Annotated in this window: 18 protein-coding genes; 5 read left to right on the top strand and 13 right to left on the bottom strand. The window is 51.3% G+C overall.

Annotated features, from left to right (window positions below):
• Positions 1–117: 117 nt before the first annotated feature.
• The gene (locus G006_RS27620) at positions 118–2,892 is read right to left on the bottom strand and encodes a methyl-accepting chemotaxis protein (RefSeq protein ID WP_020482450.1); all 2,775 of its coding nucleotides are present in this window, start codon (positions 2,890–2,892) and stop codon (positions 118–120) included.
• A gap of 637 nt (positions 2,893–3,529) precedes the next feature.
• Here G006_RS27620 and waaA point away from each other — a divergent pair.
• The 3 genes from waaA to G006_RS0106900 all read left to right on the top strand — a co-directional run bounded on the left by waaA (position 3,530) and on the right by G006_RS0106900 (position 6,857).
• A complete protein-coding gene (gene waaA, locus G006_RS0106910; RefSeq protein ID WP_020482449.1) occupies positions 3,530–4,789 on the top strand; it encodes a lipid IV(A) 3-deoxy-D-manno-octulosonic acid transferase in 1,260 nt (419 codons plus the stop codon).
• 97 nt (positions 4,790–4,886) lie between these two features.
• Positions 4,887–6,098 carry an argininosuccinate synthase gene (locus G006_RS0106905; RefSeq protein WP_020482448.1) on the top strand — a complete coding sequence of 404 codons (1,212 nt, stop codon included), beginning with the start codon at positions 4,887–4,889 and terminating at the stop codon, positions 6,096–6,098.
• A 144-nt stretch (positions 6,099–6,242) separates the two neighbouring features.
• On the top strand, positions 6,243–6,857 hold the full coding sequence (locus G006_RS0106900) for a hypothetical protein (protein WP_020482447.1): 615 nt from the start codon (positions 6,243–6,245) through the stop codon (positions 6,855–6,857).
• 78 nt (positions 6,858–6,935) lie between these two features.
• Here G006_RS0106900 and G006_RS0106895 read toward each other — a convergent pair whose 3' ends face one another.
• Both G006_RS0106895 and cysG read right to left on the bottom strand, forming a co-directional pair.
• The gene (locus G006_RS0106895) at positions 6,936–7,271 is read right to left on the bottom strand and encodes a c-type cytochrome (protein WP_020482446.1); all 336 of its coding nucleotides are present in this window, start codon (positions 7,269–7,271) and stop codon (positions 6,936–6,938) included.
• Positions 7,272–7,478: 207 nt separating this feature from the next.
• Positions 7,479–8,870 (bottom strand): siroheme synthase CysG, encoded by a 1,392-nt coding sequence (gene cysG, locus G006_RS0106890; protein ID WP_020482445.1) that lies wholly within the window; start codon positions 8,868–8,870, stop codon positions 7,479–7,481.
• A gap of 74 nt (positions 8,871–8,944) precedes the next feature.
• Between cysG and G006_RS0106885 the strand changes: the two genes are divergently transcribed.
• Positions 8,945–9,175 carry a sulfurtransferase TusA family protein gene (locus G006_RS0106885; protein WP_020482444.1) on the top strand — a complete coding sequence of 77 codons (231 nt, stop codon included), beginning with the start codon at positions 8,945–8,947 and terminating at the stop codon, positions 9,173–9,175.
• A gap of 60 nt (positions 9,176–9,235) precedes the next feature.
• Here G006_RS0106885 and G006_RS0106880 read toward each other — a convergent pair whose 3' ends face one another.
• A complete protein-coding gene (locus tag G006_RS0106880) occupies positions 9,236–9,892 on the bottom strand; it encodes an HAD family hydrolase (protein WP_020482443.1) in 657 nt (218 codons plus the stop codon).
• A 153-nt stretch (positions 9,893–10,045) separates the two neighbouring features.
• Between G006_RS0106880 and G006_RS0106875 the strand changes: the two genes are divergently transcribed.
• The gene (locus G006_RS0106875; protein WP_020482442.1) at positions 10,046–10,573 is read left to right on the top strand and encodes an RNA pyrophosphohydrolase; all 528 of its coding nucleotides are present in this window, start codon (positions 10,046–10,048) and stop codon (positions 10,571–10,573) included.
• Here G006_RS0106875 and cpdA read toward each other — a convergent pair.
• The 9 genes from cpdA to G006_RS0106830 form a co-directional block, all read right to left on the bottom strand.
• Entirely contained in the window at positions 10,570–11,358 is a 789-nt protein-coding gene (gene cpdA / locus G006_RS0106870) for a 3',5'-cyclic-AMP phosphodiesterase (protein ID WP_020482441.1), read from the bottom strand. The genes G006_RS0106875 and cpdA overlap by 4 nt on opposite strands.
• Before the next feature lie 3 nt (positions 11,359–11,361).
• Entirely contained in the window at positions 11,362–11,814 is a 453-nt protein-coding gene (locus G006_RS0106865; protein ID WP_020482440.1) for a GDP-mannose mannosyl hydrolase, read from the bottom strand.
• Between the two features lie 38 nt (positions 11,815–11,852).
• Positions 11,853–13,166 carry an amino-acid N-acetyltransferase gene (argA, locus tag G006_RS0106860; RefSeq protein ID WP_020482439.1) on the bottom strand — a complete coding sequence of 438 codons (1,314 nt, stop codon included), beginning with the start codon at positions 13,164–13,166 and terminating at the stop codon, positions 11,853–11,855.
• Positions 13,167–13,244: 78 nt separating this feature from the next.
• Positions 13,245–14,072 (bottom strand): AlbA family DNA-binding domain-containing protein, encoded by an 828-nt coding sequence (locus tag G006_RS0106855; protein ID WP_026146902.1) that lies wholly within the window; start codon positions 14,070–14,072, stop codon positions 13,245–13,247.
• A gap of 135 nt (positions 14,073–14,207) precedes the next feature.
• The gene (locus G006_RS0106850) at positions 14,208–14,972 is read right to left on the bottom strand and encodes a hypothetical protein (RefSeq protein ID WP_020482437.1); all 765 of its coding nucleotides are present in this window, start codon (positions 14,970–14,972) and stop codon (positions 14,208–14,210) included.
• Positions 14,973–15,036: 64 nt separating this feature from the next.
• A complete protein-coding gene (gene ilvD, locus G006_RS0106845; RefSeq protein ID WP_020482436.1) occupies positions 15,037–16,884 on the bottom strand; it encodes a dihydroxy-acid dehydratase in 1,848 nt (615 codons plus the stop codon).
• Positions 16,885–16,978: 94 nt separating this feature from the next.
• Positions 16,979–17,617 (bottom strand): TIGR04211 family SH3 domain-containing protein, encoded by a 639-nt coding sequence (locus G006_RS0106840; RefSeq protein WP_020482435.1) that lies wholly within the window; start codon positions 17,615–17,617, stop codon positions 16,979–16,981.
• 47 nt (positions 17,618–17,664) lie between these two features.
• Positions 17,665–18,564 carry an ornithine carbamoyltransferase gene (argF, locus tag G006_RS0106835; RefSeq protein ID WP_020482434.1) on the bottom strand — a complete coding sequence of 300 codons (900 nt, stop codon included), beginning with the start codon at positions 18,562–18,564 and terminating at the stop codon, positions 17,665–17,667.
• 2 nt (positions 18,565–18,566) lie between these two features.
• Positions 18,567–19,742: an acetylornithine transaminase gene (locus tag G006_RS0106830; RefSeq protein WP_020482433.1), complete on the bottom strand. Its 1,176-nt coding sequence runs from the start codon at positions 19,740–19,742 to the stop codon at positions 18,567–18,569.
• Positions 19,743–19,829: the final 87 nt, after the last annotated feature.

Genomic DNA, 19,829 nt, shown 5'->3' with positions numbered 1-19,829 from the left:
AAAATCCCGCTTGTCCTTCGACAAAGCTCTCAGGAAACAGTCTTTTATGCTTAAGACTTATTTATGGGGCAAAAATGTTAAAGGATTATCTACCCTGTCTCAGTCAATAACTAATCACTAGAATCGTTCGAAATGGTTAATATCGTACCCATCAGCATTGTCTGCGTGATTAATATGCGGAGCCGGTACTATTGCCTTTAGCGATTTAGGCGGTGTTCTTGTGGTATTGCGGGAAAGCGTTGGTTGTAAATCTTTGATTTTGAAAAAGCTCATCAGATTCTGTAATTGCAAGGCTTGGCTGGTCATTTCTTCTGCGGTTGCCGCCAATTCCTCGCTCGCAGAAGCATTTTGCTGCGTAATTTGATTCATCTGGCTCATGGCGATATTAACCTGCTTTACGCCCGCGGATTGTTCCTGAGAGGCCGCCGCAATTTCTTGCACCAGATCCGAGGTCTTAGCGATGCTGGGCACGATGGCGTCCAGCAATTGGCCGGCGCTTTCGGCGGTCTTCACGCTGTTCCCCGCCAGTTGACCGATTTCTTGTGCCGCTATCTGGCTCCGCTCCGCCAGTTTCCGGACTTCCGCCGCCACAACCGCGAAGCCTTTGCCATGATCGCCGGCCCGAGCCGCTTCAATGGCGGCGTTGAGGGCCAGCATATTGGTTTGATAGGCAATGTCATCGATGATGCCAATTCGGCTCGCGATGTCTTTCATGGCGGTCACCGTCTGTTTAACGGCGATACCGCCTTCGATGGCTTCCTGGTTGGCCTTGCCGGCTATACCGTCGGTGACTTTGGCGTTTTCCGCGTTCTGGTTAATGCTTGCCGCCATTTGTTCGATACTGGCCGTGGTTTCCTCGACGCCGGCCGCCTGTTCGCTGGATGCTTGCGATAAGGATTGTGAGGTGGCGCTGATTTGTCCGGAGGCATTTCCCAACTGATCGGCGGCGCTGACGACTTCGGCGATGGTTTGTGAAAGTTTGGTAATGGTATTGTTGACCGTATCTTTAAAGTCATTAAGCTGGCCTTTGTAGTCGCCTTTGACTTTCCGAGTCAGATCGCCTTGTTCAACCAATGTTAGGACTTCGACCGCTTCGTTGAGCGGCAGAATGACGCCGTCCATGGTATTGTTGAAGCCTTCCACAATCTTACGGAAGTCGCCCTGATGTTTGCCCGCGTCGGCGCGGGTTTGTAAGCGGCCTTCCACGGCGGCAATCGAGAGTGTGTCGGCATCGGATACCAAAGCCTGAACATTTCTTTTTAGCAGCATCAGCCATTCATGGATTTGGTCGTCGTTTGATGCCTTGCCCATTTCCGCGGTCATGTCACCGTTGGCGAGCTTGGTAACGTAAGCGATTAAATCCGATAGCCAGCTGTGTACGCCGTTAACGGCTTGTTTCATCTGGTCATGGTCGCCTTTACAGGCGATTTCCACGCGTTGGCGTAAATCGCCGCCCCTGATCATACGTAAAATGCGGTTGCCTTCGCCGATGGGAATCAGGATTGCATCCAGCATATCGTTGACACCGCTAATAATCTCGGCGTAAGCGCCTTTAAACTGCTCGGCTTTGCCTCTTTCTGAGAGTTCACCATTTCCGGATGCTGTGGTTAAACGGCGCAACTCTCTCTGCAGGCCTTGCAAGGTAATTGCCATATTGTTGACCGCTAATTTCATTTTTTCATGATCGCCCCGGTAAGTTTGCTCGATCAATTCGTCGATTTTGCCGCCGGAAATCTGCGCCAGGATGCGATTGCCTTCCCCGATGGGTAGCAGAATGGCGTCCAGCATCTCATTGACGCCGCCGATGACTTCGGCGTACGCGCCTTTAAATTGCTCAGCGTTGCCGCGTTTGGATAATTGTCCTTCTCTGGAAGCTTCTTGGAGTCTTTGTAGCTCTTTTTGCAGGCCCTGTACCGAGATGGCGACGTTGTTGACAGCCAGTTTCATTTTCTCGTGATCGCCTTGGTAGGTTTGTTCGATCAATTCGTCGATTTTGCCGCCGGAAATTTGCGCCAGAATGCGATTGCCCTCGCCAATCGGTAGCAGAATGGCATCCAGCATTTCATTGACGCCGCCGATGACTTCCGCATAGGCGCCTTTAAACTGTTCGACTTTACCCCGCTCGGTAAGCTGCCCCTGTCTGGAAGCGATGGTGAGACGTTGCAATTCATGTTGCAGGCCTTGCAAGGTGGTGGCGACATTGTTAACGGCCTGCTTCATTTTCTCGTGATCGCCCCGGTAAGTGTCGCTGATCAATTCATCGATTTTTCCGCTAGAAATCTGCGCCAGAATGCGATTACCCTCGCCAATCGGCAGCAGAATGGCGTCCAACATTTGGTTGACCCCGTGAATGACTTCGGCGTAAGCGCCTTTGAATTGTGCCGGGTTACCCCTTTCGGTTAGTTGGCCGTCTTTTGACGCCCCGGTCAGACGCTGGAGTTCGGTTTTCAAGTTCTGCTGCACATCAACGACTTTGACCAAGCTTTTCGCCAGAGCATCGTGTTCGGAACGAATATTGATATGAATAGAGAAATTCCCATCGGCAATGGCCTGGGCTGCGGTTGATTGCTGAGCGATAGCATCTATAAGCTGATTGAGGTGGTTTTTCAGTGTGTTGAAATCGCCTCGGTAATGATCGCTGATTTTAGCCGGAACGGCGCCGGTGGCGATTTGTTCGATGCAATCGGCAACTGCATTGAACGGTTGGGTAACGGCATCCAATATCTGATTAATCGCATGACCGAATTGCATGCTGTTCTCGGCAAATCCCGCAGTATTGACGCGTGCATCCCATTGCCCGGCGACGATGGCCTGGGCGACCCTTTCTATTTCGAGGGTGGTCTGTTTTTCCGCTGCTTGTTTATGGCTTGAAAACAAATGAGTTAACTTCATAAATCGATCTCCTCGGTTGGTTTTGTTCGAAATTAAAACATGGTTGCAAGATGCCGAATTACTCCTCTTGCTAGATGTAACGCACTTTCAAAAGCAAATTGGATCTGACTTGTTGTTTGGTCTCCGGGTATAAGGGGAAGAGCGAAGGCTATTTGGAAACCGCTGCGCTGCGATCTCGATTCAATGCCAAAACCAGAATTGAACATGAGCGTAAAAAATACTTTGCTGTCAGTTGAATCCAAAAGCCGTCTTTCGGGTATATAACCCTATCGCTCCAGTTAGGTTGACTGATGCGTGAGTCTCTGAGTAGCGAAATAAATTTACCTTGATGGGGCTGGTCCGACGATCAGTATAGACGGGAATAGCTTATATGCAGCGACTAAACAACTGTGTTAGCAATGTGGCTGCGCGACGTAGTTTCGATCCTGACTATGCTTTTAAATATCCGCGGAGCACTAGAGGCTGTCATGCTTGGCGGATGCTTCCGCAAATGAAGGATTGGATGCCAGGTCGTCGTTTTATCTGCACGCTTAAACGATTTCGATGTGGCTGTTAAAGGTAGTTTACGGGCGAAATTGGCCGGTTAATAGTTTAAGATTGCATTGGTTTAACCCAATAATTTGCGAGAACGGATGTAATGCGTAACCTATACACGCTGCTTTATGGATTGTTGTTGCCTGCTGTTTTATTGCGATTGTATTGGCGGGGCTGCAAGGCGCCGCAATACCGGCAACGCTGGTTAGAGCGCTTGGGCTTTTACAAAATGCCGTCCAGGCAGGGGGTAATCTGGATACATGCTGTTTCAGTGGGTGAGGTGGAAGCGGCTTTCCCGTTAATCGCACATTTTCGTCACAGCCATCCGCAGTTGCCGATACTCGTTACCACCACCACGCCAACCGGTTCTGCCAGGGTGCGGGCGGCATTGGCCGGTCAAGTCGAGCATGTCTATCTACCGTATGATCTGCCGGCTGTGGTTGAGCGTTTTTTGAAATGTTTTCGACCCCGACTTGCGGTCATGATGGAAAAGGAAATCTGGCCCAATTTGTTTGCCGCCTGCGCGGCGCAGAACATCCCGCTGTTTATCGTCAATGCCAGATTGTCGGCGCGTTCCGCGCGGTCTTATCGGAAAATTCCCGGATTGGTAAAGCCGGCGTTGGCTTGCGTTACCATGGTTGCTGTGCAAACAGAGGAGGACCGCTTACGATTTATCGAAATCGGCGCCGCTCCTCAGCAAGTTCAAGTGTTGGGTAATATTAAGTTCGATGTGACGATAGACGCCGCCGTGATCGCGGGGGGGCGAGCGCTCAAGCAGCAGTTATTCGCAAAACGCTGGGTTTGGATTGTCGCCAGCACTCATCAGGGCGAAGAAGAGATATTTCTAGCGCTTTATCCGGTTCTTAAAGTATCGATACCCGAATTGCTGTTATTGATTGTGCCGCGCCATCCGGAGCGCTTTCAAGCGGTTAAAAAGCTCTGCGAACAGCAGGGTTTGGCGGTGGTGATGCGTAGCGAGCAAAGGCAGTGTCACGAGCAAACCGATGTTTATATCGCCGACAGCATGGGCGAGTTAAAGATGTTGTATGCCGCTGCCGATCTGGCTTTTGTCGGCGGTAGTCTGGTGCCGGTAGGCGGTCACAACGTGCTGGAACCGGCCGCCATTGGCGTAACCGTGTTATTTGGCCCGGAAATGTTTAATTTTCAGGAAATTGCCGAGCGGATTTTAGCCTTGAAAGGGGCGATACAGTGCCGAGATCGCCAAGCCATAATTGATGCCGTGTTACGCGTCTATCGAGACATAGCGTTTAGAAAAAGATTGATCGATAACGGCAGATTGTTTGTAGAAAATAACCAGGGCGCTACAAAACGGGTGGCGGGATTGTTGGCGGAGTACCTGTAAGTTTTACGCTCGGGCTAGGGTGGATAGCGGGCAATTCATTGAGGTTTTCCGTTATAATTCGCCAGTTTTTTAATTTGTAAAAGGTGTGAAGCGCATTATGTCGGATATTAAAAAAGTGGTGTTGGCCTATTCCGGTGGTTTAGATACCTCGGTTATTTTGAAGTGGCTACAAGATGTGTACGACTGTGAAGTGGTGACATTTACCGCCGACATCGGTCAGGGCGAAGAGTTGGACCCGGCTCGCGCCAAAGCCACGGCGGCCGGCATCAAGGAAATTTATATCGACGATTTGCGCGAAGAATTTGCTCGCGATTTCGTATTTCCGATGTTTCGTGCCAATACGATTTACGAAGGCGAGTATCTGCTCGGTACCTCGATTGCCAGGCCTTTGATCGCTAAGCGCCTGATCGAAATTGCCAACGAAACCGGCGCCGATGCGATTTCCCATGGTGCGACCGGCAAAGGCAACGACCAGGTGCGTTTCGAACTGGGCGCCTACGCTTTGCGTCCGGACATCAAAGTGATCGCGCCGTGGCGCGAATGGGATTTGAATTCACGGCAAAAACTGCTGGACTACGCCGAGCAACACGGCATTTCAGTGGAAATGAAAAAAGGCAAAACCTCGCCTTATTCCATGGATGCCAACTCGCTGCACATTTCTTACGAAGGCCGTATCTTGGAAAATCCGTGGACGGAGCCGGAAGAAGATATGTGGCGCTGGACCGTATCACCGGAAAATGCGCCTGATCAAGCGACCTACGTTGAGCTCACCTATCAGAATGGCGATATCGTCGCCATCGACGATGTGCCTCACACGCCGCATCAAGTGATGGAAAAATTGAACAAAATCGCCGGTGCTAACGGGGTTGGTCGTCTGGACATCGTCGAGAATCGTTATGTCGGTATGAAGTCCAGAGGCTGTTATGAAACGCCAGCCGGCACCGTGATGCTGAAAGCACACAGGGCCATCGAATCGTTGACCCTGGACCGCGAAGTAGCGCATTTAAAAGACGAATTGATGCCGCGTTATGCGTCCTTGATTTACAACGGTTACTGGTGGAGTCCGGAGCGGGCACTGTTGCAAACCATGATCGATGCTTCGCAGGCCAATGTTAACGGCAAGGTGCGAGTGAAACTGTATAAAGGCAATGTGGTCGTGGTCGGTCGGGCCTCGGAAACCAATAGCCTATTCGATGAAAATATTGCTACTTTTGAAGAAGATGGCGGCGCTTATAACCAAAAAGATGCCGAAGGCTTTATCAAACTGAATGCCTTGAGAATGCGGATTGCCGCAAAAAAAGGCCGTTGATTGCGGTTTGTATAAAACAGGACATTTTTGATTTAGCTTGTATAATGCGCCGATGTATTTCCGTTGGGCATGGGGTGCCGTTTAGGCGCCGCGTGCTCTAGGTAATATCTATAGAGCTTCCCGATTAGCAACACTAAAAGAATAATGAGCGATATGCCTGAGATTAATCTGGATGATGTCAATACCGATAAGCATGAGATAGTCTATCTGCGCGCCCATCAGCATCAGGCGCTGATGAAGGCTAATCGCTTTTTGTTAATGCTGGTTCTGGCGTTGATGGCGGCGGTTTTTTTGTTGGGTTTTGTATTACTACCTAAACAAAATCTGTTGACCGAGATCCAAAAGCACCAGGCTATCTCGACAGCCTACGCTACCCAAAATCCGGTGCTATCCGCCGAAATTAGCGCCTTGAAAGGCCAGTTGTTCGGCTTGTTAAGCGGTTCCATCGACAGCAAACTAAGAGCCCTGGAAGAAAATATCAAAAAGGGTAGCGTCGCCGATTCCCTGGAGACCATTCAGGATTTGAAAGGCGATGTGAAGATACTGACGACTTATTCTGTTGATTCGCCGGCCAAGGTCGAAGGCGCGGCTGTCAATCAAGTTCTGATCAAAGAACTGAATGACATTAAGGATTTGGTCTATCTGACCTTTGTGTCTTGTGGATTGATGATTGCGGCGATTGCCGGAGTTTGGCTGCGCAACCGTTACCGGTTGACCCATCAACGTAGTCAACAGGCGTATCTCAGTAAACAAGACTAATAGGGCATATTATTTACGACATAAAAAAGCCGCTATCCGAAAGGGTAGCGGCTTTTTCTTTGCCCCGAAAGGCTACGATTATTTTTTCAGATATTCGTAAACGGCATCGATAGCTTGGTCTTCGGTGTAACCTGCTTTTTTCACAGGGCCGACTTCCATGATAGCTGCAACAGCTTTAGGCATACCGTTTTTGCCTTCCTTCAGAACTTTAGCGAACTGGTCTTTAGGCAGTTTGCCGGCGCTGATCAAAGCCGATAATTGTGGGTTGGAAGCGATGTCATGGCAAGCGCCGCAGCCACGACCGAAAGCACGCTCATAAATTTTCGCGCCGATTTCTTCCGCTTCGTTAGCTGCAACTTGTCCGCTGATAGCGATCAAAGCTGCGCCTACTAATAAACCGAATGATTTTTTCATATGATTCTCTCGTTGTGTTTAAAAAAAGAACTGCATATTGTTATTTGCATAGGCAGTTCATTGGGAAATTAAGCGGGTAAAGGATAGGGAACTTTAGCGAAAAATTCAATCGATTTTCTCTGTCGTTCGCGCCGTTATCGAGTTTGCGGGCTGATTTTTCCAGCTAAAACTTAACATCGTCTGAAATAGGGAAAAATTCATATACGCTTAGTTTTGATCGGGTTGAAACCATTCCAACTGTTTGCGCAGGCGCACCACAGTGCCGACTATGATCAAGGTCGGCGGTTTGATGTCTGCGTTTTCGACGCGTTTAGGCATATCCCCCAGGGTGCCGGTAATGACCCGTTGATGGCGGGTAGTGCCTTGTTGAATCAGCGCAATCGGCTGATCGGCGGGGCAGCCGTGTACTATCAACGATTGGCAGATAGTCTCCAATCCAACCAGACCCATGTAGATCACGATGGTCTGATTGGGCGAGGCCAGCTGGCTCCAGTTCAGGTTGATATTGCCGTCTTTCAAATGCCCGGTCACAAAGGTACAGGACTGCGCATGATCGCGATGCGTCAGCGGTATGCCGGCATAGCTGGCGCAGCCGGCTGCGGCGGTAATGCCGGGCACGACCTGAAATTGAATGCCTTGTTGCATCAGGGTTTCGATTTCCTCGCCGCCACGGCCGAAAATAAACGGATCTCCGCCTTTCAGCCGGGCGACGCGTTTCCCCGAGAGGGCCAGATTCGCCAGTAGTTCGTTGATCGATTCTTGCGGCAGGCTGTGATTGCTGCGTTGTTTGCCCACGTAGATTTTTTCGGCGTCACGGCGCGCCATCTCCAGTATCTCCTGGGACACCAGCCGATCATAGACAATTACATCCGCTTGCTGCATTAAACGCAGGGCTCGGAAAGTCAACAAATCCGGATCGCCGGGGCCGGCGCCAATTAAATACACTTCGCCGCGATTTTGCGTCTGCTCCGCTGCATCGAGTTTGGCTTGCAATTCTGTGGCAGCTTGCTCGCGGCGGCCGGAGAACACCAGTTCTGCGATATGGCCCTGCAAAGCATCTTCCCAGAACACGCGGCGGCGGTTGGGTTCATTTAGCCGTTCCTTAACCAACGCTCGAAAATCCTCGGCAAACTGCGCTAGTAGCCCGAACGCGCCGGGAATGGCGCTTTCCACCTTGGAGCGTAGCAAACGTGCCAGCACCGGGGAGACGCCGCCAGAAGACACGGCTACGATTAATGGCGAGCGATCAACAATCGCCGGAAAGATGAAACTGCACAAATCAGGATTATCGACCACGTTCACTGGAATATTCTGCGCTGTAGCCGCTTGAGCGACCGCTTCGTTGATCGTGCGCTGGTTGGTGGCGGATATAACCACGCGCATGCCTTTCACATCATCCGCTGCAAAGGCTTTTTCTTGGATAACTACGCGATTATCTTGGCCCATCTCTGCGACGCTGGCGCCAATTTCCAAAGCTACCACGGTAATTCGCGCCCCGGTTTTTGCCAATAGCTCGATTTTACGCGAGGCGATTTCGCCGGCGCCTACAACCAGGCATGGCTGGTCTTTTAGTTTTAAGAAAAGCGGGAAGTAATCCATGGTGCTTGATTTTCGTGGTCTGGGGTTGGTGTTATTATAAGCGTTGTCTAAAGAACAGTTGAGTGAACACCACTATGATCGAATTTGATTTGGAAGTCGATGCCAGCGGGTTGCAATGTCCGTTACCGTTGCTGCGTTTGAAAAAGGCGATTATGGAAGTGGAAAGCGGCAGGGTAGTCAAAGTGATTGCTACCGATCCGGCGGCCCATTTGGACTTTGGTGTCTATATCGATCAGGCCGGACATATCCCGCTGAAGATATTCAAGGAAGCCGACAAACAAGTGTTCTTTATACAGAAAAAATAGAAGCGATTCAATATTATAAAGGTTCAAAATGGCGCTTCTTTTGAACCTTGTCCGCAGCTTCTATTTCCTCAAGCTAATAATCGGCCAGTTTGCTTGCCGAGCAACTTCCCGTAGTTTTTCGTCGGGATCGACGGCAACCGGTTGATCGACCAAGTTCAATAGCGGCAAATCGTTATGCGAATCGCTGTAGAACCAACTGCCTGCCAGCGTTTCCGTGGAATTGGCCAACCAGTCGTTTAGCTGCACGACTTTTCCTCGCTGAAAGCAAGGCGTACCGTTGAATTTCCCGGTGTAGCGACCATCGACAAATTCCGGTGTGGTAGCCAGTAGGTTGTCGATACCGTAAAGTTTCACAATAGGTTCGGTGACGAAGCGATTGGTGGCGGTGATCACCAGTAAGGTATCGCCGGCCGCTCGATGCTTTTCTACCAAAGTCCGTGCGGCGTCGAGTGTGATCGGCTCGATCAGCGTTTCGACGAATTCCGCGCGCCAGCGGTACAGTTGCTCGGCGTCGTGCTGCGCCAGCGGCGCCAGTGAGAAATGCAAAAACTCGACAATATCCAACGTGCCCTGTTTGTAATCCTCGTAGAATTTTTTATTGGCCTGTTCATACTGCTCTTTGTCGACAATGCCGCGGTCGACCAAGAATTGGCCCCATAAAAAATCGCTGTCATCGGCGATCAGCGTGTTATCCAGATCAAAAATCGCTAAGCTCACGGCAAATCCGTCGTCATAAAGAAAAAAGTAGCGGCCTGTGGCGTCCGCCGGTTATTTGTGGAACAATTGCGCCATTCATTTTAATGGCCGTGCCGTTGTTAATTTTAACATCCAGGCATTAGCAACAGGGCGGCAAATAATACAGGTTTTTACATGATAGACTCGAAAGGATACCGGCCTAATGTCGGCATTATCCTTTGCAATGACGAGGGTCGTGTGTTCTGGGCAAAGCGCAAGGGCGCTAATTCGTGGCAGTTTCCGCAAGGCGGAATTGATGGCGACGAGGATCCGGAAACCGCGATGTATCGGGAGTTGTGGGAGGAAACCGGCTTGTGTGCAGAGCATGTGCAGTTGCTGGGGCGCACCCGTTATTGGTTGCGCTATAAATTGCCGGATCGGTATATCCGCAAAAATTCTACACCCTTGTGCATCGGTCAGAAGCAGATTTGGTTTATTTTGCGCTTGATGACAGATGAATCGAATGTCAGGTTCGATTGCGGGCACAAGCAGGAGTTCGATAACTGGAAGTGGGTGGAGTACTGGTATCCGCTGAAAGACGTGGTTTACTTCAAACGCCGGGTGTACCGCAAAGCGATGGACGAATTAGGAGCTTTGCTGATTGCCAACGATGTGGGCGTCAACGCCGAGAGTTATTTGTCCGGAAGATTGGCGTTTGGTTAGTAACTGTGCAAGTTGGTTTGTAAGTCGTTCATGCTGATGGGCAGGCGATAGCACCGGGATCGCAAGTCGCCGTCATCGCCCAATTCGAAGACCCTGTAGCCGGGTGCTAACTCGTCCAGTGCAAACTCGGTGGCAAACGGTTTGAACTGAAAACAGCTGGCCGGTGTGGCGAATATTGCTATTTGTTCATGATTAGTTTGCATTTCCTGATGTAAATGACCGCAGGTGATGGCTTTAACCTGCACAAAGCGTTCCGCTATTGCCAGCAATGCCTCACCGTTCTCTATTTGCATCGTATCCATCCAACTGCTCCCGCTGGCAACGCAATGATGGTGTACCGCCAGCAGGGCAGGCATGTCATTTGTGCTTAGCGTTTGCTGTAAAAATACCAGTTCTTCCTGTGATAAAAACCCAGCGGGGCTGCCCGGTTTTTGGCTGTTTAAAGCAATAATCTGCCAATTTTTTAGCAGCAGGTGTTTGCGGCAACTGACGAAGCCTACGTTCAGCTCGGTTTCCATCAGTTCCCAGTTGTCATGATTGCCCGGCAAACACAGGCAAGGTGTTTGATAAGTTTGCAGATGCTTGCAAATTCGCCGGTAGCTATCAGCGCTAGGGTCTTGGCCCAAATCACCGGTTAATAAAATCAGATCGAATGGGCCGTGAGTGGCATGCGCGTGGGCTAGGGTCTGTTGGAAATACTGTTCGGTGTCTATGCCGAGCATTTTATCGCCGGCATGCGGCAATATATGCAGGTCTGTCAGCTGCAATACTTTTAAGATTGCCATTGTTCAGCGCAGATAGGGATAGTAGGCTTGGCTGTTAGGATGAACTTCACTCAAGTCTTCATGTTTGCCAAACCAACGGTAATTAGAATGTTGTTGTGCCGGTAACTGATTAATATCGATATCCAGCTGCAATTGATAGCCCAAAACCACGTAATGGGTACTTATACCCGGCTGTTTGGCAAAATTAGTCTCATACAGATGGGTGAATGCACCGAGTAAATCAGCGCTTTCCATGCTGTAGGCAGTGCCCAATTCGGTTTCAGTGATTCTTTGAAACGCATCTTCCAGGGTTTCGGATTTAAAAATTCTGCCGCCGGGCACGAACCAATAGCCCGCCGCCGGTTCATTCACGCGCATGCCCATCAATATTTCGTCCTTGCTGGAACGTACAATTAAATCGATAGAGACTAAGGGGGTGTTTTTTACGACTGTCAGAAAATCCTGTTTATCGAGCATCCTATATTCCGCGGGCTGAGAGTGGGTGGAGGGTGATGTTAAACGTCTTTATACAATACCTTGGAATTGCGCTGATAGTTGTAAGCGCTTTTCATCGGCTCGGGCAAATCGTCGATGTCGCAGGGTGCAAAACCGCGTTCGACAAACCAATGCACGGTTTGTGTGGAACGCACGAACAAGCGGTGGATATGCTCGGTTTTGGCTTTATTGCCGAGATACTCCAGTAAGCTGTTGCCGCGCGCGCCTTTTTGATAGTCGGCATGCACCGCCAGACAAGCGATTTCCGCGCTGTTGCCGTCGTTCATTACGTGAAACGCCGTGCAGCCGATGATCAAGCCGTCGCGCTCGATGACGATGTAGTCGCCGATTTCCATTTCCAGTTTTTCTCGCGAACGCTTGACCAGGATGCCTTGCTGTTCCAAAGGTTTGATCAACTCCATGATGCCGCCGATGTCGTCCAATGTCGCCGGTCGTATGGTTTCGAATGCCGTCGAACTGATCAGCGTACCGATACCGTCGCGGGTAAACAGTTCAAGAAGCAGGGCGCCATCCACATGCCGATTGATCAAGTGCGCACGCTGTACGCCTTTTTCACAGCTTTGCATCGCGGCGCGCAGCGAGCGGGCAACTTCATCCGGCACTGTTGGCGCATCTTCCAATAGTGCTGAAACTTGAGCTGTGGTGAGCTGTTGGATGGGGCCATTATCACTGGGCGATACGCAGTTTTGTTCGGTCAACAAAATCAACTTTTCGGCTTGCAAGGCGATGGCTACTTCGGTTGCCACTTCCTCGGCCGACAGATTGAATACCTCGCCGCTGGGCGAATAGCCGATAGGCGAAATCAGTACTACGTTTTGTTGATCCAATTGTTGATGGATGGCTTGGGCGTCGATGCGCCGCACTTTGCCGGTATGGCAATAGTCGATGCCGTCCAATACCCCCAAAGGTTTGGCGGTAACAAAATTGCCGGACGCCACGCGTATCTTCGCACCAGCCATCGGCGAGCCGGAAACACCCATCGATAACAGCGCTTCAATTTCCACCCGCACGAGTCCTGCCGCTTGCTTCACATATTGTAGTGTGGTCGCATCGGTGATGCGTAAATGGTGGTGAAACTGCGGTGTGTTGCCATGTCCGGTGACTTGTTCGTCGATCTGTGGGCGAATGCCGTGCACCAGCACCAGCCTGACACCCAGGCTTCTCAGCAACGCGAAGTCGTGAATCAGATTGTCGAAATCCGGCTCCGTCACCGCGTTGCCACCGAAAAAAATCACAAAGGTGCGGTTGCGGTGCGCGTGGATGTAGGGCGATGAATTTCTGAACCAATTAACGAAAGTTGATTGATGTTCCATGGAGTGTTTACAAATCGTTTGCTATGTTGCCGGTTGCTTAGTTTAACTTTGCTGGCGTTAAAACCCAATCAGGGCAGATTATTTGGTTTTTTTCCAACGACTGGCCACATAATCCAGCGCTTCTTGAATGTTGAGGTCCCGAGTGCCGCCGCCGGTTCGCACGAAGAATTTGGGGGTGTTGCTCTGCGTCAGAAACACGGGCCGGTGCGAGGGGGAAACAATAACCCGGCACACATCACGGTCGGCCAATTTATGAAAAAGCACGTGGATCAGCGGGCACAAATCGGCCCCCAGATTGGTGGAGACCGCAGTCATCAGGGTTTGCTCGAAGCCGTCATGATCGGGTTTTTTCAGGGTTTGGAAGTCGGATTCCAGGCCGAGGATTTCGCCGTTGTCGGCCACGCCGATTAGCAAGGTGCCGCCAACCGGACTGTTAAAGAAACCGGCCAGGGTTTTCATAATCACGCCTTCCAGGGTCTTGTTAACGCGTTGCTCCTGAATATCCCAGCGCAGCGACGATTTAAACTCCAGCAACGGGCCTTCGCCTTGACGGATGATGGTCGGCAAATCCTTTTCCAGCTCGGTCTTCAGTGCGTCCAGGTCCACCAGTCGCTTGTGTAAAATCTGATAAAAACCCAGCGACAGCAGGCCCAGTATCGCGCCAATTTCGGCATAAAACAGGATCAAATTATTTTGATTAATTTGGCCGGTCATTACTTCGGTGAATTGGCCAAACACGAATTCGATCGATGACAGCGGGTCGGCGTTGCGCTCGCGCGAGCTAATGTAATCGTAACTGGGGGCTAACAAAAATATCCCCATCCCCGCACCTACCCAGCCGGCTATGAAGTAGATTTTTAGCTTTTGTTTCCAGATGTAGAACAGATGGAGGAGGAAGCGTTTCACGATAATTTAATGTGTAGGGTGTTTCCGAGGGCAAAACGCCGAAAATTCTCAACGTCTGGTGGATTGCCTAGCGACGAATCCAAATTAGGCGGGTTAACCTGAATGGCAGCGAAGCTTGAGTACGGTAACAATAATTTATTTTCTCAACAGCTCTGTGTATTCCAGGCCATCGAAGTGTTCGGCTAGCGATGAATTTAGAGCGGCTCGTAAAGCCACAGCTTCCTCATAGCCGGGATCGCTAGAATATTCAATTACGAACGAGACGGTGTTTTCAGGTGTGAGTGTATAAGTCATAGAAAGTGACTTCCCAAAATATCTTGCGAAATCTAACGGATACGTACCTTCACATCCGTAGCAACTAAGATCATGCTTTGCGGCAACATCAGATATAACATTCACTAATTCCTCACGCGGAATATTTGTAGAACTGGCTAAAGGCCGCACAGTGTATTCTTCCTGTATCGGTCGGGCTGACGTGCCCATAACGCCAAATAGCGTAACCACCGCGACAGGAACTGTCAGCATCTTTCTAAAATATTTCGACGCAATACGAAACCTGGACTGTTTTTCGGAAACGTGCAGGCAAACAGGCACGACCAACAGAGCCCACAGATCACTGTAGTCAACCACTCGTCCAATTCGCAAAATACTCAGACTATTCGCCAAGTGAATCATTGAATCCGACAGCGGACTTTTCCACCACAGAAAAGTAACCGAAATCAACAAACACAAGAGCCATTTTCGATGCGGCAATGCACTGAATGTCATTAAAGACACAACGGCTACTCCGGCGAAATCAGAAAGTTTTCCGGTAAATAATCCTGGATGAGCAGCCTTAAGCCACCAATCATTGGCAATCAGGGATACAAGGCAAATGAGGAACGGCCAAGTGGTCAGCATTCTAATAGCGTTATTACCCACTTCTGATTACCTCAAGCTCGGTAGGATGAGGTAACAGCCGAAGTTAATTCTCAAACTTTGATAAATCCCGCACCGCGCCTTTGTCGGCGGATGTAGCAAACATGGCATAGGCTTTCAGCGCCACTGACACTTTGCGTGGACGTGGCCTGGCCGGTTTCCAGCCCAATTTGTCCTGTTCGGTCCGGCGCTGGGCCAGTTCCTCGTCGCTGACCAGTACATTGATGGTACGGTTGGGAATATCGATGCGGATACGGTCGCCGTTGCGCACTAGGCCAATAGCTCCACCTGCCGCCGCTTCCGGCGAACAGTGGCCGATGGATAAACCGGAGGTGCCGCCGGAAAAACGGCCGTCGGTCAATAGCGCGCAGGCTTTGCCTAAGCCTTTGGATTTGATATAGCTGGTGGGATAGAGCATTTCCTGCATGCCTGGTCCGCCTTTGGGGCCTTCGTAACGCACCACCACCACATCGCCGGATTTGACTTTGTTATTGAGGATATTTTCCACGGCTTCGTCTTGCGATTCGACCACATGGGCGTTGCCTTCAAATACCAGCAGGCTGTCATCGACACCGGCTGTTTTGATCACGCAGCCGTCCAGAGCGATATTGCCATGTAATACCGCTAATCCGCCTTCCTGGCTGAAGGCATGGTCGATGGAGCGAATACAGCCTTCGGCACGATCAGTGTCTAGGCTTGGCCAACGGGTATTCTGACTAAACGCCACCTGAGTCGGAATACCGGCGGGGCCGGCCATATAAAAAGTCTTTACCGCATCGCTGGGGTTACTCATCACATCCCATTGCGTCAAGGCTTCGCCCAGGGTTTTGGCGTGCACGGTGGGTACGTCGGTATGCAGTTTACCGGCGCGGTTCAACTCGGCCAAAATCGCCATGATGCCGCCGGCGCGGTGCACGTCTTCGATGTGATATTTGTTGGTGTTGGGCGCCACTTTGCACAACTGCGGGACCACTTTGGACATGCGGTCGATATCCGCTAGCGTGAAATCGATACCGGCTTCTTGGGCAATCGCCAGCAAATGCAGAATGGTGTTGGTCGAGCCGCCCATCGCAATATCCAGTGCAATGGCATTTTCGAAGGCTTTGAAGCCGACCGCGCGCGGCAGTACCGATTCGTCGTTTTGTTCGTAATACTGTTTGGCCAGTTCGACGATACGCCACCCAGCTTGTTTGAATAACTGTTCGCGGTCGGCATGGGTGGCGACTACCGTGCCATTACCCGGTAATGACAGGCCCAGTGCTTCAGTCAGACAGTTCATCGAATTGGCGGTGAACATCCCGGAGCAGGAACCGCAAGTCGGGCAGGCGGAGCGCTCGACTTCTGCCAAATCGCTATCGGAGACTTTGCTGTCCGCCGCCATCACCATGGCGTCGATCAGGTCCAGCTTTTTGATGTCGGGACTTTCAGCCAAACGCACTTTACCGGCTTCCATCGGGCCGCCGGAGACAAATATCACCGGAATGTTGATGCGCATCGCCGCCATCAACATGCCCGGGGTGATTTTGTCACAATTGGAAATGCAGACAATGGCATCAGCGCAATGCGCATTGACCATGTACTCGACGCTGTCGGCAATCAAATCACGGCTGGGCAGGCTATACAACATGCCGTCGTGACCCATGGCAATGCCGTCGTCAACGGCGATGGTGTTGAATTCTTTGGCGACGCCGCCGGCCAATTCAATCTCACGCGCCACCAATTGGCCCAGGTCTTTTAAATGCACATGGCCCGGCACGAACTGGGTGAAGGAGTTGGCGATGGCGATAATCGGTTTATCGAAGTCGCCGTCTTTCATGCCGGTGGCGCGCCACAACGCGCGCGCTCCCGCCATGTTGCGGCCTTGAGTGGTGGTATGAGAACGATATGCAGGCATGGTGATTCCAGATGAAAGCAAAAGCGGCGCTTAAACTGCCGCGGGAACGGGCGTCATTTGAAGCAGGGCAGCCCTGCGGCTGATTCGTTTAAAACTAAAAACTATCCCAGCCGCTGGAACGGCGGCGCCAGCTGAGTTTTGGCAGAATAAAGCCCAGCAATACGCCGAATAAAGCCAAGCCGCCGCCGTATAAAAACCAGTCCTGGTTGCTGCTGTCGGTTAACGCCTGATTTTCGCGTTTCAGTTGCTGTAGTTCGCGATTCACGGCGACAACCTGTTCCTGTAATTGGTCGCGTTGTTGCTTGAGCTGGATGGCGTTCGCGGCGGTTTGTTGTAGTTCGCTGAGTTCGGCGCTAAGACGGTCACGCTCTTTTCCGGCTTCCTGCCCGCTGGTTTGAGCGGTTTTCAACAGTTTGTTTTCTTCTTGCAGCGCTTCCAATTTTTTGGTGGCTGCTTCCAGTTGGGTGCGGGCGCTGGGTTCGCCGGTTAGGTAGCGGCTGAGAATAAAGCCTTCCGCGCCGTTGCTGGTTTGTATATAGGTGTAGCCGTTTTCGGTACTTTCTTGCAACACGCTGACAGGGATACCGTTTTCCAACATTTTCACGATCTTGGTGCGCTCACTTTCGCCGCTGCGTAATGGCACCTCGACTTTGTCGGTGACGTAGGCGGTTCTTGCCATGGCAAGCGGGCTAATCAGCAGACAGGCAAAAATGTAGGCAAAAGATTTTTTCACAGTATCACTCTTCGTTCGGCGTAAAGAAAGCGGCGATTCTAGCGAAATTATCGGCAGATGAGAAATTCCAGTAACGCTTTCTGAGCGTGCAGGCGATTCTCGGCTTCCGGAAATATCACGCTTTGTGGGCCGTCGATCACCTCGGCTGTCACTTCTTCGCCGCGATGTGCCGGCAGGCAATGCATGAACAGCGCATCGGATTGGGCGGCAGCCATGGTTTTGCTGTTTACCTGAAAATCCTTAAATACGAATTCGCGTTTTTTCTGTTCCTCTTCCTGGCCCATACTGGCCCAGACATCGGTCACCACTAAATCGGCATGTTGCGCGGCTTGCTCCGGCGTATTGAAAAACGCTACTCGGTGCCCGGCGGCATCGACGATGCTTTGCTGCGGCCGGTAATCGACAGGGCAGGCTATGTTTAATTTAAAGTCGAATTGACGAGCCGCGTTGATATAGGAATGACACATATTATTGCCGTCGCCGATCCAGGCTACGGTTTTGCCGGCGATGTCGCCGCGCAATTCAAAAAAGGTCTGCATATCCGCCAGCAACTGACAGGGATGTAACAAATCGGTCAGACCGTTGATCACGGGTACCCGCGAGTATTTGGCAAACGTGGTCACCGTGTCGTGGTTGTTGGTGCGCAGCATAATACAGTCCACCATGCTGGAGATAACCTTAGCGCTGTCTTCCAGAGGTTCGCCGCGGCCGAGTTGCGTGTCGCGCGGCGACAGAAACAGTGCGGTGCCGCCGAACTGGGCCATGCCGGCTTCGAAGGAGATCCGGGTGCGGGTCGAGGATTTTTCGAAAATCATCGCCAGTACTTTGCCTTTGAAAGGCTGATAGTTCGGGTCGCGATGCGTTTTGAGTTGAATCGCCCGTTGAATCAGGTTGTGTAATTCGGCGCTGGACAAATCCAGCAGACTGATGAAGTGTCTGGGTTGCATGGTTATTGTCTGCTAAATTCCTGAATGAGCGCCGCCAAGGTTTCGGTCAGCGTTATTATTTGCGCGTCGTCGATAATCAGTGGCGGCAATAAGCGGATGGTGCTGTCCGCGGTAACGTTTATCAACAAGCCCTGTGCCAAGGCTTTGCCGACCAATTCGCCGCAAGGCCGATCCAGTTCAATGCCTATCATCAAGCCTTTATGGCGAATATCGACGATATGTGGGTTGTCGGCTAGTGCGTCTTTGAAAAGTTGGCAAATTTGCGCGCCCTTGGTTTGCGCATCGGCGATCAGTGTGCCGGTCGTCAATGTTTCCAGCACCGCCAACGCCGCGCTACAGGCTAGTGGGTTGCCGCCAAAGGTCGAGCCGTGATTGCCGGCTTGTAACACGTCCGCCGCTTTGCCCCGCGCCACGCAAGCGCCAATCGGCACGCCGTTACCCAGTGCTTTGGCCATGGTACATACATCCGGCAGGATGCCGTTATGTTGGTAAGCCAGAAAGCGCCCGGTACGGCCGGCACCGGTTTGGATTTCATCCAGCATCATCAGCAAGTTATGCTGATCGCACAGAACGCGAATTTGATTCAAATAATCCGCGGCCGGGATATTCACGCCACCTTCGCCTTGCACCGGTTCGACCAGGATAGCGACGATATTTTTGTCGGCCGCGAGTGCCGATTCTATGGCCGGAACATCGTTGTACGGCACATGAGTAAATCCAGCCAGCAACGGCGTAAAGCCTTGCTTGATCTTGGTGTTGCCGGTAGCGCTCAGCGTTCCCATGGTCCGGCCATGGAAGCTCTTTTCCATGGTCAACACTACCGGATTGTCGATGCCTTGTTGGTGACCGTATTTACGGGCGATTTTTATCGCCGCTTCGTTGGCTTCCGCCCCGGAGTTGCTGAAAAACACATTATCCATGCCGCTCAGCTCGATCAATTTATCCGCGAGTTGCGCCTGAAGTGCCACGCCGTAAAGATTGGAGGTATGCAGCAAGGTTTTGCTTTGCCGGCAGAGCGCTTCATGCACGGCCGGATGCGCGTGGCCGAGGTTGCACACGGCAATGCCGGCGACCGAGTCGAGATAGCGACGCCCATCGGTATCCCACAACCACGCGCCTTCGCCGCGTGCAAAAGTGACCGACTGGCGGGCATAAGTAGGCATGATGTGACTGGTCATTGTGCTAAGGCTCTGAAAGTGTTTTGAAAAACGCTATTCGCTCGAAAAAAGCGCGCGATTATATTTTTTTCATCTCATATAAGCAAT

This window comes from Methylomonas sp. MK1, assembly GCF_000365425.1.
Classification (GTDB): domain Bacteria; phylum Pseudomonadota; class Gammaproteobacteria; order Methylococcales; family Methylomonadaceae; genus Methylomonas.
Note: the sequence above shows the minus strand (reverse complement) of the source record. Positions and strands in the feature narration are given on the sequence as shown.

What these genes read in the sequence shown, in the direction of transcription:
- G006_RS27620 (WP_020482450.1), bottom strand. Translation starts at nt 2,892, where the DNA reads ATGAAGTTAACTCATTTGTTTTCAAGCCATAAACAAGCAGCGGAAAAA.
- waaA (WP_020482449.1), top strand. Translation starts at nt 3,530, where the DNA reads ATGCGTAACCTATACACGCTGCTTTATGGATTGTTGTTGCCTGCTGTT.
- G006_RS0106905 (WP_020482448.1), top strand. Translation starts at nt 4,887, where the DNA reads ATGTCGGATATTAAAAAAGTGGTGTTGGCCTATTCCGGTGGTTTAGAT.
- G006_RS0106900 (WP_020482447.1), top strand. Translation starts at nt 6,243, where the DNA reads ATGAGCGATATGCCTGAGATTAATCTGGATGATGTCAATACCGATAAG.
- G006_RS0106895 (WP_020482446.1), bottom strand. Translation starts at nt 7,271, where the DNA reads ATGAAAAAATCATTCGGTTTATTAGTAGGCGCAGCTTTGATCGCTATC.
- cysG (WP_020482445.1), bottom strand. Translation starts at nt 8,870, where the DNA reads ATGGATTACTTCCCGCTTTTCTTAAAACTAAAAGACCAGCCATGCCTG.
- G006_RS0106885 (WP_020482444.1), top strand. Translation starts at nt 8,945, where the DNA reads ATGATCGAATTTGATTTGGAAGTCGATGCCAGCGGGTTGCAATGTCCG.
- G006_RS0106875 (WP_020482442.1), top strand. Translation starts at nt 10,046, where the DNA reads ATGATAGACTCGAAAGGATACCGGCCTAATGTCGGCATTATCCTTTGC.
- cpdA (WP_020482441.1), bottom strand. Translation starts at nt 11,358, where the DNA reads ATGGCAATCTTAAAAGTATTGCAGCTGACAGACCTGCATATATTGCCG.
- G006_RS0106865 (WP_020482440.1), bottom strand. Translation starts at nt 11,814, where the DNA reads ATGCTCGATAAACAGGATTTTCTGACAGTCGTAAAAAACACCCCCTTA.
- argA (WP_020482439.1), bottom strand. Translation starts at nt 13,166, where the DNA reads ATGGAACATCAATCAACTTTCGTTAATTGGTTCAGAAATTCATCGCCC.
- G006_RS0106850 (WP_020482437.1), bottom strand. Translation starts at nt 14,972, where the DNA reads ATGCTGACCACTTGGCCGTTCCTCATTTGCCTTGTATCCCTGATTGCC.
- ilvD (WP_020482436.1), bottom strand. Translation starts at nt 16,884, where the DNA reads ATGCCTGCATATCGTTCTCATACCACCACTCAAGGCCGCAACATGGCG.
- argF (WP_020482434.1), bottom strand. Translation starts at nt 18,564, where the DNA reads ATGCAACCCAGACACTTCATCAGTCTGCTGGATTTGTCCAGCGCCGAA.
- G006_RS0106830 (WP_020482433.1), bottom strand. Translation starts at nt 19,742, where the DNA reads ATGACCAGTCACATCATGCCTACTTATGCCCGCCAGTCGGTCACTTTT.